Genomic DNA, 11,440 nt, shown 5'->3' on the forward strand with positions numbered 1-11,440 from the left:
CGCAATCCTGAGACGGATGTCCGCTTTGCAGCGCGCTTTGCCCTCCTTGAAACCCCTGATGTCGGCGCGCGGCCGCAGTGCACTGGCCTGCGTGCTGCTGGCCTTGCTCGCGCTGCAGTGTGCGCGCGTGGTGTGGGTGATGATCACCCCGATCGGTCCGTTGGGCACCGCCCAGGTCGCCACGCCTGCACAGGCGGAATTGCCGGCACTGCGCCGCGATGTGTTCTATCGCAGCGTTGCGGAGGCGAATAGCGACGGCATCGTGTTGCATGGCGTACGCGCGGGTGGCGCGCAAGCGGCTGCGTTCCTGAGCAACGGCGACGGCAGGCAGGGGGCGTATCGCATTGGCGATGGCGTGGTGGCTGGGGTGACGGTGCAGGCGATCGCGAGCGATCACGTGCTGCTGCGTACCGGTAGCGGCGTGCGACGTCTGGCCTTGGTGGAATCCACCGCGTCTGCGGCGGCCACATCGCCGGCAACGACCACGACTGCAGCAGCGGGCGGCGCACCTGCGGTGACGTCGAATGTCGGCACTGCGGCTGGCACGGCCACGGCGGCGGCCGTTGACCCGCAACAACTGCTCACCACCGCCGGGCTGCGTGCAAGCGAAGACGGCAGCGGCTTCACCGTGATGCCGCGCGGCGATGGTGCGCTGCTGCGCCAGGCCGGCCTGGCGCCGGGCGATGTATTGACCCAACTCAATGGCCGCACGCTCGATGCCGAACACCTGCGCGAGCTGCAGGACGAACTGCGCGATGGCCAGGCGGCCACGCTGACCTACCGCCGCGACGGCCAGACCCACACCATGACCTTGAAGCGCCCGCAATGACTGCTGCCCGCCCCAGATGGCTGTTTTCGGCCACGTTGTTGCTTGCCCTGCCGGCGGTGCCGATGCTGTCGCTGCATGCCGCCGATGCGCCGGCCGTACGCCTGCAGGATGTGGACCTGCGCGCCTTCATCCAGGATGTGTCGCGTGCCACCGGCATCACCTTCATCGTGGACACGCGCGTGCAGGGCACGGTCAACGTGGCGCGTGCGCAGGCGATGTCGGAACAGGATCTGCTCGGCATGCTGCTGGCGGTCTTGCGTGCCAATGGCTTGATCGCGGTGTCCAGTGGGCCGTCGACCTATCGCATCATTCCCGACGATACCGCTGCACAGCAGCCGGCCAGCGCCGCCAACGGCAACCTGGGATTTGCCACGCAGGTGTTCACCCTGCAACGCGTGGATGCGCGCAGTGCCGCGGAGATCCTCAAGCCCTTGATCGGGCGCGGCGGCGTGATCATGGCGATGCCGCAGGGCAACAGCCTGTTGATTGCCGACTACGCCGATAACCTGCGCCGCGTGCGTGGCCTGGTCGCGCAGATCGACACCGACCGCGCGGCGATCGACACGGTGAGCTTGCGCAATAGCTCCGCGCAGGAACTGGCGCGCACGCTGACCTCGCTGTTCGGGCAGGCGGGCGAGCGCAGCAACGTGCTGTCGGTGCTGCCGGTGGAAAGCAGCAATTCGCTGATCGTGCGCGGCGACCCGGCGCTGGTGCAGCGGGTGGTGCGCACCGCGGTGGATCTGGACGGGCGCGCCGAACGTCGCGGTGATGTCAGCGTGGTGCGGCTGCAGCATGCCAGCGCCGAGCAGTTGTTGCCGGTGTTGCAGCAGCTGGTCGGGCAGACCCCGGGCAACGAGGCACAGCCCGGGCAGGACACGCGCTCCAGCGCGGTGGATGTGGCCGCCGGCGCTACGGGCGCTGCACAGACGCAGGTGATCACACCGGCCGCCGGCAAGCGCCCGGTGATCGTGCGCTACCCCGGCTCCAACGCCTTGATCATCAATGCCGACCCGGAAACCCAGCGTGCCTTGATGGATGTGATCCGTCAGCTGGACGTGCATCGCGAGCAGGTGCTGGTCGAAGCGATCGTGGTGGAGATCTCCGACACCGCCGCCAAGCGTCTGGGTGTGCAGCTGCTGTTGGCCGGGCGCAATGGCACGGTGCCGTTGATTGCCACGCAGTACAGCGGCGCCTCGCCGGGCATCGTGCCATTGGCCGCGGCAGCGGCCGGCACGCGCAGCAACAACGGCGACGACGATTCGGTGCTGGAACAGGCGCGCAATGTGGCCGCGCAATCGCTGCTGGGCCTGAGCGGCGGCCTGATCGGGCTGGCCGGCCAGAGCAACGATGCGGTGTTCGGCATGATCATCGATGCGGTCAAGAGCGACACCGGCTCCAACCTGTTGTCGACCCCGTCGATCATGACCCTGGACAACGAGCAGGCGCGCATCCTGGTCGGGCAGGAAGTGCCGATCACCACCGGTGAAGTGCTGGGCGCGGCCAACGACAACCCGTTCCGCACCATCCAGCGCCAGGACGTGGGCGTGGAGCTGGAAGTGCGCCCGCAGATCAATACCGCCGGCGGCATCACTCTGGCGATCAAGCAGGAAGTCTCGGCGATTGCCGGGCCGGTCAGCGCGCAGTCGTCGGAGCTGGTGTTCAACAAGCGCCAGATCGAAACCCGCGTGGTGGTGGAAAACGGCGCCATCGTCGCGCTCGGCGGCCTGCTCGACCAGAACGACCGGCAGACCGTGGAGAAGGTGCCGCTGCTGGGCGATGTGCCTGGGCTGGGAGCGCTGTTCCGGCACAAGTCGCGCAATCGCGACAAGACCAATCTGATGGTATTCATCCGCCCGACCATCATCCGCGACGCGGCCGATGCGCAGCGCATGACCGCGCCGCGCTACACCTATCTGCGCGATCGCCAGTTGGCCGATGGCGACCCGGAAGCCGCGCTCGATGCGCTGGTGCGCGACTACCTGCGTGCGCAGCCGCCGCAGCTGCCGGCCGCGCCATCGTCGGCCGTACCCGCACCGGCAACAACGCCTGCGCCCGGCGCGCGTCCCGCGCAGCGCTGATGCCATGAACACCGCGCGCGCCAGCATTTCCTACGCGTTTGCCAAGCGCCACGGCGTGGTGCTGCTCGGCAGCGACAGCGCCGCGCAGATCGGCCTGCGCGAAGGCGGCGACGTGCAGGCGCTGATCGAGCTGCGGCGTGCGCTGGGCATGCCGTTGCAGGTGCGCACGCTGGCGCCGTCGGTGTTCGACCGGCATGTGTCGGAGATCTACGCCGATGCCGGCATGGAGCAGGGAGTGCAGGTCGAGGCGCTGGACCTGCACGGCAGCCTGGATTCGTTGATCGACGACATCCCCACCGCCGATCTGCTCGACAGCCAGGACGATGCGCCGATCATCCGCCTGATCAACGGCATCATCGCCGAGGCCGCGCGCCTGGGCGCCTCGGACGTACATCTGGAATCCTACGAATCGCGGCTGCGCGTGCGCCTGCGCGTGGATGGGGTGATGCGCGAGGCGGCCACCTTGCCCGGACGCATCGCGCCGTTGCTGGTGTCGCGGGTCAAGGTGATGGCGCGGTTGGATATCGCCGAAAAACGCATCCCGCAGGATGGCCGCGTGTCGCTGGTGATGGGCGCCAAGGCGCTGGACGTGCGCGTGTCCACGCTGCCGACGCGCAGCAGCGAGCGGGTGGTGCTGCGCATCCTGGACAAGGAGCAGGGCACCTTGTCGCTGGCCCAGCTGGGCATGCCACCGGCGGTGATGCACACCGTGCAGCGCGCCCTGCAGGTGCCCAACGGCATCGTGCTGGTGACCGGGCCGACCGGCTCGGGCAAGACCACCACGCTGTATGCGGCGCTGAGCCTGCTCAACGATGGCTCGCGCAACATCCTCACGGTGGAGGACCCGGTGGAATACGCCATCGACGGCGTCGGCCAGACCCAGGTCAATGCACGTGTCGGCATGACCTTCGCGGCCGGCTTGCGCGCGATCCTGCGCCAGGATCCGGACGTGGTCATGATCGGCGAGATCCGCGACGCCGAGACCGCGCAGATCGCCGTGCAGGCCAGCCTCACCGGCCACTTGGTGCTGTCCACCGTGCACACCAACGATGCGGTGGGCGCAGTCACGCGGCTGCGCGACATGGGCATCGAACCGTTCCTGCTCGCGTCGAGCCTGCGGCTGATTCTGGCGCAGCGCCTGGTCCGTCGCCTGTGCACGCAGTGCCGCGCACCGCGCGTGATGGATGCCAGCACGCGGCAGATGTTGCAGGCGCCCGACGATGCAACCATCTACGCCGCCGTGGGCTGCGCGGCCTGCCACCACAGCGGTTATGCCGGGCGCGTGGGCATCTACGAAGCCATCGCGGTGGACGATGCGATGCGCCGCCTGATCGGCGACAACGCCGACGAGGATGCCCTGGCGGCAGCGGCCTTCGCACGCGCAGCGCGCCTGGGTGATGCCGCGCGCGCCGCTGTGCTGCAAGGCCTCACCACGCTGGAAGAAGCGCTGCGGGTGACCCGCCAGCAGGACGATGCGCATGCCAAGGTTTGACTACACCGTGCTCGACCTGCATGGGCACAGCCGTCAGGGCGTGATCAGCGCGGACACGGTACATGCTGCGCGTGCGCAACTGGAGCAGCGGCAGTGGGTGCCGGTACGCGTGGAGGCGGCGGTGGCGGCCAGCAGCGTGCGTCCGGCGCGTTTCAGTGGCAAGGATCTGGTGCTGTTCACCCGTCAACTCGCCACGCTGGTGGAAACCGCGCCGCTGGAAGAAGCGCTGCGCACCATCGGCACGCAATCCGAACGGCGCGGCGTGCGCCGGGTCACCGGCCAGACGCACGGGCTGGTGGTCGAGGGCTTCCGCCTGTCCGATGCGATGGCGCGCCAGGGCACTGCGTTTCCGCCGCTGTACCGCGCGATGGTGGCCGCGGGCGAGAGTGCCGGGGCGCTGCCGCAGGTGCTGGAGCGCCTGGCCGACCTGTTGGAGCGGCAGGCGCAGGTGCGCAGCAAGCTGCAGTCTGCGTTGGTGTATCCGGCGGCGTTGGCCCTGACTGCCGGTGCGGTGGTCATCGTGCTGATGACCTTCGTGGTGCCCAAGGTGGTGGACCAGTTTGATTCGATGGGCCGCGCATTGCCATGGCTGACCCGCGCAGTGATCGGCGTGTCGAATTTCCTGTTGCATGCAGGCATTCCGTTGCTGGTGGCACTGGTCATTGCGGTGATCGCAGCGCTGCGCCTGCTCAAGCGCCCGGAGGTACGCCTGGCGGCCGACCGTGCGGTGCTGCGCGCGCCCTTGCTCGGCCGGCTGATTCGCGATCTGCACGCCGCACGCATGGCGCGCACGCTGGCCATCATGGTCAACAGCGGGCTGCCGTTGATGGAAGGCCTGATGATCGCCGCGCGCACCGTCGACAACCGCGCCTTGCGGATGGCCACCGACAACATGGTCACGGCAATCCGCGAAGGCGGCAGCCTGGCTGCGGCGATGAAGCGCGCCGGCGTGTTTCCACCGACGCTGCTGTACATGGCCTCCAGCGGCGAAAACAGCGGGCGCCTGGCGCCGATGCTGGAGCGCGCCGCCGATTATCTGGAGCGCGAGTTCGAGTCGTTCACCACCGCGGCGATGAGCCTGCTGGAGCCGGCCATCATCGTGCTGCTCGGCGGCGTGGTGGCGGTGATCGTGCTGTCGATCCTGCTGCCCATCCTGCAATTCAACACCCTCGCGCTTGGTTGAGCGCGGACGCTTATCCCTGGAGATCCTCATGCAGTCCATCCCTTCTCGCGCACGTCCTGGCTCGCTCACTGCGCGCGCGCGCCTGCGCGGCTTCACCCTTGTCGAGTTGATGGTGGTCATCGTCATCATCGGCCTGCTGGCCACGGTGGTGATGATCAACGTAATGCCCAGCCAGGACCGCGCCATGGTTGAGAAGGCGCGTGCCGACGTGGCGGTGCTGGAGCAGGCGCTGGAGACCTATCGCCTGGACAACCTCAGCTACCCGAGCACCGAACAGGGCCTGCAGGCCTTGCTCAATGCGCCGAGCGGATTGACCCGGCCCGAGCGCTATCGCCAGGGCGGCTATATCCGCCGCCTGCCGGAAGATCCGTGGGGCCATGCGTATCAATACCGCCGCCCGGGCCGCAGTGGTGGCTTCGACGTCTACTCGTTCGGTGCCGATGGTGCCGAAGGCGGCGACGCCGACAATGCCGATATCGGCAACTGGCGCTGAGTCGCAACAGTGCTCGCGCAAACGGACATGGCAAGGCGAGCACGGGCATGTGCGTCGCGGGCGCAGGCGCGCGGCTTCACCCTGCTCGAACTGCTCGCCGTCCTGGTGATCACCGCACTGGCCAGTACGCTGGTGGTGCTGACCTTGCCCGATGCGCGGCGCGACCTGCACGACCAGGCCGATGCATTGGCCAGTGCCTTGCTGCACGCACGCGACGAAGCCATCCTGAGCCTGCGCATGGTCGAGGTGACCGTGGATGCAGGTGGCTACAGGTTCCGCCGCCAGGCGCAGCAACGCTGGGTGCCGCTGGATGAAAAGCCGTTCGCCGCGATGCGCTGGCCTGTCGGCGTGCAGACGCAGTTGCCGGTGGGCGGGACGCAGTTGAGCGTGCGCTTCGACCCCACCGGTGCGGCCACGCCGCAACGCATCGCGCTGGCCGACGGCCAGCAACAGCTGCAGGTGGTGGTGGACGCCGCCGGCGTGGTGCGGGTCGATGCGCCCCTGCGGTAAGCCCCATGCCTGCGGCGGGTTTTCGCTGCTCGAACTGATGGTCGCGCTGGCGATCTTCGGCATGGCCGTGGTTGGCCTGCTGAACCTGTCCGGCGAAAGCACGCGCACCGCGGTGGTGCTGGAAGAGCGTGCACTGGCTGCGGTGGTTGCGGAGAATCAGGCGATCGACGCGATGCTGGCGCCCACCGCCGCAGCAGTGGGGCCGGCGAACGGGCAGGAAAGGCTGGGCGGACGCAGCTGGGACTGGCAGCGCACGTCAATGCCGGCCGGCAGTACCGGCATCGTGCGCATCCAGGTGCAGGTGCGCGCCGCAGCGCAGGCGCAGGAAATCGCCAGCCTCAGCGTCTTGCGGAGCGCCGAATGATCCGCACACCTCGCAGCGCAGCGGGCAGCCGTGGCAGCGCGGGCTTTACCTTGATCGAACTGTTGGTCGCCCTGGCGGTGTTCGCGCTGGTGGCGGTCGCCGCGGTGGTGGTGATGCGCCAGAGCATCGACCAGCGCGATGCGGTGCGTGCACGTTTGCAGCAGGTCCGCGAGTTCCAGCTTGCACATGGCCTGTTGCGCAGCGACCTGCAGCAGGCCGCAGTGCGGCGCACGCGCAACAGCGAGGGCGGCGCTGCACGCACCGCGTTCGTCGCCAGCCCGCCCGGTGTGCCGGGGCCGCTGTTCGGTTTTGCGCGACGCGGCTGGAGCAATCCGGATCAGGCGCCGCGCGCGTCGCTGCAATACGTGGAATACCGGGTGGTCGATGGACGCCTGGAGCGCAGTGCACGCCCCGCACTCGACGGTGCAGTCGCCGGTCCGCCGCAGGTGGTGTTGCGTGGCGTGCGCTCGGCGGTGGTCGGGTTCCATTATCGCGCGCAGTGGAGCGATGGCTGGAGCGGCGGGCTCGACGCACTGCCGGATGCGATCTCGCTGGAGCTGGACCTGGAGCAATGGGGCCGCGTGCGCCAGTTGTTCCTGCTACCGGAGGGGCGCGGATGAAGGCCTTGAACGCACGCAGGCAGCAACGCGGCGTCGCACTGCTGACGGTGCTGTTGCTGGTGGCGGTGATGACGTTGCTGATGGTCGCAGTGCTGGACGATCTGCGCTTTGGCCTGCGCCGCAGCGGCAATGGCGAGGCGATGACGCAGGCGCAGTGGTATGCGCTGGGCACCGAAACCATCGCCCGGCAACGCCTGCAGGCACTGGCCAGGCGCGACCCGATGCGCACCACGCTGGAGGGTGGCTGGAACGATCAACCGGTGACCTTCCCGCTGGACGACGGCGCAGTGAGCGTGCGGCTGCGCGACCGCGGCGGCTGCTTCAATCTCAACAGCGTGGTCGCCGGTGCGCCCGAGCAATGGCAGCGCAGCGACGACGGCGCAGCGCAGTACCGCGCCTTGCTGGAGGTGCTGGGCATCGCACCGCAACAGGCGCAGGCGCTGACCGATGCACTGGTGGACTGGATCGACAGCGACAGCCAGCCCGGCGCGCAGGGCGCCGAAGACGATCGCTACCTGCAATCGGCAGTGCCGTTGCGCAGCGGGGCGACCCTGCTGGCGGGCGTCAGCGAGCTGCGCGCCATCGCCGGCTACACGCCGCAGGTGATCGCGCAGTTGCGGCCGCATGTGTGCGCACTGCCGGAGGCGCGGCTGTCGCCGGTCAACATCAATACGTTGCGTCTGCAGGATGCGCCGGTGCTGGTGGCGCTGACCGAAGGCGCCCTGGAATTGCCGGCCGCGCGCCGCGTCATCGCCGCGCGGCCGGCCGGCGGATGGCGGGACGTCAAGACCTTCCTGAGCCAGCCAGCGCTGATCCAGGCCGAGCTTTCCAATGCAGTGCTGGAACAGATCGAATTACGTAGCCGTTATTTCTCCCTCTACAGCCAGGTCGACCATGCCGGCGCGCAGGTCGTGCTGGACGCCTTGCTGCAGCAGGATCCTGCCGGGCGCGTGCGGCTGGTGGCGCGCCAATGGAGTTCCGACGAATGAGTACCACCTTGCTGTTGCTGCCCGCCGATGCCACCGCGCACGCGATCGCCGTGCGTGTGGACGCGCATGGCCAGGTACTGTCGCAGCGCGTGGCCAGCGCGCCGTACGAACCGTCCGCACGCAGCGTGCTGGTGGTGCCGGGCGTGGATGTGCATCTGCGCTGGCTGAGCCTGCCCGGCCGCAGCATCGCGCAGTCGGTCGCGGCCGCGCGCCTGCAACTGGCCGAACATCTGGCTGTGGAGACGCCGGCCCTGCATGTGGTGATCGCCGATCGCAGCGAGGCTGATGGCACGCGCCTGGTCGCTGCGGTGGATGGCGCAACGATGCAGCAGTGGTTGGCGCGCGCAGCGCAGCTGGGCGTCGTCCCCGATGCGGTGGTGCCCGATTGCCTGTTGCTGGAGCCCGGCGCGGACGCTGCGGCGGCAGTGGTGGACTGGGACGGTCGCTGGCTGATCCGTGGCGCAGGCCTGGCCTGCAGCCTGGAGCCGGAGGCCGCGCGCATGCTGCTGGGCGCGCGCGCGCCGGCACAGCCGCCAGCGCAGGACACCGCGCACGCCATTGCCTGCCTTGCGCAAGGCGCCACGCGCGCACCGATCAACCTGCTGCAACACGCGTTCGCTGCGCGGCCGGCCGCTGCGCGCACGGTCACTACGCGCCGTCTTGCGGCGCTGGCCGCGCTGGTGCTGCTGTCGCCGCTGGTGCTGGTGCTGGCACAGACACTGCGCTACGAAATCGGCGCGCGCCTGCTGCAATCGCGCGCCGCCGCGCAGTTGGGCGTGCGCGATGCGGCGGCGGTGCCGGCCGCGCTGCAGGCACGCCGGCATACCGGGGCAGCGGCCGATCGCCTGGCCATGCAGCTCGGCGACTTGTTCGCAGCGGTCGATGCCATGCCGGCGGCGGAACTGGATCAGATCGACTATCACGCCACACAGCCGCTGCGCGGCACCCTGCTGCACGCCGATGGCGCCAGCCTGCAACAGTTGTCCACGCGTCTGGCCGGGGAGGGGTGGCAACTGCAGCCCGGCAGCAGCCAGGGCGAGGACGATCGCCTGCGGACGTCATTCGTGCTGGAGCCATTGCGATGACTGCACCTATGCAACGCGGCGCGCAGTGGTGGCAGGCACGTGCGCCGCGCGAGCGGCTGATGCTGGGCGTGATGTGCGCCGCCGTGGCTGCGTTCGTCGCCTGGTATGCGCTCTACACCCCGTTGCGGCACTGGCGTGCCCAGGCGCAGGCGCGCTATGCCGCTGCGGCGCAGCTCGTGCTCGATGCATCTGCGCATGCATCGGCGAGCAGGCGTACGGCTGCTCCTGGTACGGCGGCACTGAACGAGCTCATCGCAAGCAGCGCACGCGATGCCGGCGTCGGCATCACCGCCCAGCAGCGCAACGCAGCGGGCGGGGTGGACGTGCAGATCGATGCGGTCAGCGCCGCCAGCCTGTTCGGCTGGCTGGAGCGGCTGCGCCAGGCGCATGACCTGGCGCCGACGCAGCTGAGCATCGTGCGCGACCAGGGCCAACTGCAGGTACGCTGCGGGTTTACGGAGCCTGCACCGTGACGCGCCTGCGTTGGATCCTGGTCTTTTTGTTGATGGTGGGCGTTGCGCTGCTGGCATGGCTGCCCCTGCGCCTGGTGTTGCCACGCGAGGGCTTGCCGTTCTCGGCGCTGGACGTGGAGGGGCCGGTATGGGCAGGCACCTTGCGGCAGGTGCAATGGCAAGGCATCGCCTTCGGCGATGTCATGGTGCGGCCGCGCATCTGGCCGCTGTTGCGTGGACAGCGCCAGGTGCACCTGCAGGCCCCGCAGCTGCAACTGCTACTGGTGGATGGCGCGCAACACGGTATCGGCGATGCGCAGGGCCAGCTGCTGTTGCGCCAGCCGGCGGGCATGGCCTTGATCGATCTGGCGGTGGAGCTGCAGCAGGTGGATCTGCTGTTCGATGCCACCGGTTGCGTGCAGGCAGGTGGCCGGGTCGGCCTGCAACTGCTGGCGAGCGGGGCGGGCGAGCTGCCCGGTCTGCCGCCGTTGCGCTTGTCCGGGCAGCCGCGGTGCGTGGATGACAGCGCCGTGCTGAGTCTGCTGCCCGATGCACCGTTGCCTGCCGGCGTGCAGGCCGATGCACAGCTGCAAGTGTGGCGCGATGGGCGTTGGCAATTGCAGTCACGCATCGATCCGGGGCAGGACGCAGTGTTGGGCGTGGGCCTGCAGTTGCTGGGCTTTGCCGCCACCCCGGAGCGCAGCTTGTTGCGCATCGACCAGGGGCAATTGCGCTAGGACTGCTGTTACGCGGGGCGCGGCGAGAAATCTTTCGTCTGCACCATTAGCGTGCATGCCTGGTGGCTGGTGTCTTCATCGTGGCCGCTGCGAAGGCACAGTTCATTGATCCGTTGACAACGTTGTCGACGTAGGACCCTGCGTAGTCATTGCGCCAGTTGCTGGATTGCTTCGATAAGGCAGAAGTGCTGCTTCCGATACACGGGAGCGTGCGGTATGGACTGTGATCCAGCCCGCAACGCGTGCGCTGCGGCCCACACATTCCGGATCCACCGGAATTGGTCTGGTCACCGGGGATTGGTCAGCGACTGGTCCTGTGACAACGATGCCCGCCACGCACCCGAATGATCCTTTGTGCACCGTCGAAGGTCTTGAAAATCAGGGCTTAGACGCGTTCGCAGCCGCCGGTCAAACACTTTCGGCAGTGACTGTTGACAGGATCTTTTAAAGACCATAAGAATCAAATCCACTGAATTGGTATTTGCCAGTCAGGGCCGTTGATCAGCAATGGCATGCGATGTCCGTCCTGGGAGGGAGGCGGCATCGGCACCCACGGGGGGCCGTACGGGGTGCTCGCAGACAACAGATCGCAGGCGGTTCCGCACGTC

12 protein-coding genes are annotated in these 11,440 nt (G+C 68.5%); all 12 read left to right on the forward strand.

The features are described 5' to 3' along the window. Positions 1 to 16: 16 nt before the first annotated feature. From DGN21_RS03515 to gspN, 12 genes are read left to right on the forward strand one after another with little or no spacing between them, the layout of a single operon-like run. Positions 17 to 829 (forward strand): type II secretion system protein N, encoded by an 813-nt coding sequence (locus DGN21_RS03515; RefSeq protein ID WP_160955183.1) that lies wholly within the window; start codon positions 17 to 19, stop codon positions 827 to 829. Further along, the gene (gene gspD, locus DGN21_RS03520) at positions 826 to 2,907 is read left to right on the forward strand and encodes a type II secretion system secretin GspD (protein ID WP_160955184.1); all 2,082 of its coding nucleotides are present in this window, start codon (positions 826 to 828) and stop codon (positions 2,905 to 2,907) included. The genes DGN21_RS03515 and gspD overlap by 4 nt, the downstream gene beginning before the upstream one ends. A 4-nt stretch (positions 2,908 to 2,911) precedes the next feature. Then, entirely contained in the window at positions 2,912 to 4,399 is a 1,488-nt protein-coding gene (gspE, locus tag DGN21_RS03525) for a type II secretion system ATPase GspE (protein ID WP_252374686.1), read from the forward strand. Further along, positions 4,386 to 5,582, forward strand: coding sequence for a type II secretion system inner membrane protein GspF (gspF, locus tag DGN21_RS03530; protein WP_160955186.1), 1,197 nt, complete (start codon positions 4,386 to 4,388; stop codon positions 5,580 to 5,582). The genes gspE and gspF overlap by 14 nt, the downstream gene beginning before the upstream one ends. Positions 5,583 to 5,610: 28 nt before the next feature. After that, positions 5,611 to 6,075 carry a type II secretion system major pseudopilin GspG gene (gene gspG, locus DGN21_RS03535; RefSeq protein WP_102583436.1) on the forward strand — a complete coding sequence of 155 codons (465 nt, stop codon included), beginning with the start codon at positions 5,611 to 5,613 and terminating at the stop codon, positions 6,073 to 6,075. A gap of 27 nt (positions 6,076 to 6,102) precedes the next feature. Further along, a complete protein-coding gene (locus DGN21_RS03540) occupies positions 6,103 to 6,585 on the forward strand; it encodes a GspH/FimT family pseudopilin (protein WP_160955187.1) in 483 nt (160 codons plus the stop codon). Then, a complete protein-coding gene (gene gspI / locus DGN21_RS03545; RefSeq protein ID WP_160955188.1) occupies positions 6,569 to 6,949 on the forward strand; it encodes a type II secretion system minor pseudopilin GspI in 381 nt (126 codons plus the stop codon). Before DGN21_RS03540 ends, gspI begins: the two co-directional genes overlap by 17 nt. After that, complete coding sequence (gene gspJ / locus DGN21_RS03550; protein ID WP_126965125.1) at positions 6,946 to 7,569, forward strand: type II secretion system minor pseudopilin GspJ; 624 nt, start codon at positions 6,946 to 6,948, stop codon at positions 7,567 to 7,569. Before gspI ends, gspJ begins: the two co-directional genes overlap by 4 nt. Further along, positions 7,566 to 8,558 (forward strand): type II secretion system minor pseudopilin GspK, encoded by a 993-nt coding sequence (gene gspK, locus DGN21_RS03555; RefSeq protein ID WP_126965126.1) that lies wholly within the window; start codon positions 7,566 to 7,568, stop codon positions 8,556 to 8,558. The genes gspJ and gspK overlap by 4 nt, the downstream gene beginning before the upstream one ends. Then, entirely contained in the window at positions 8,555 to 9,643 is a 1,089-nt protein-coding gene (gene gspL, locus DGN21_RS03560) for a type II secretion system protein GspL (protein ID WP_126965127.1), read from the forward strand. The genes gspK and gspL overlap by 4 nt, the downstream gene beginning before the upstream one ends. After that, positions 9,640 to 10,116 carry a type II secretion system protein GspM gene (gene gspM / locus DGN21_RS03565; RefSeq protein WP_126965128.1) on the forward strand — a complete coding sequence of 159 codons (477 nt, stop codon included), beginning with the start codon at positions 9,640 to 9,642 and terminating at the stop codon, positions 10,114 to 10,116. The genes gspL and gspM overlap by 4 nt, the downstream gene beginning before the upstream one ends. A 5-nt stretch (positions 10,117 to 10,121) precedes the next feature. Beyond that, positions 10,122 to 10,832 (forward strand): type II secretion system protein N, encoded by a 711-nt coding sequence (gspN, locus tag DGN21_RS03570; RefSeq protein WP_024940305.1) that lies wholly within the window; start codon positions 10,122 to 10,124, stop codon positions 10,830 to 10,832. Positions 10,833 to 11,440 lie beyond the last annotated feature (608 nt).

Origin of the sequence: Xanthomonas sp. MLO165 (assembly GCF_018831305.1) — a bacterium.
GTDB classification, from domain to species: domain Bacteria; phylum Pseudomonadota; class Gammaproteobacteria; order Xanthomonadales; family Xanthomonadaceae; genus Xanthomonas; species Xanthomonas arboricola.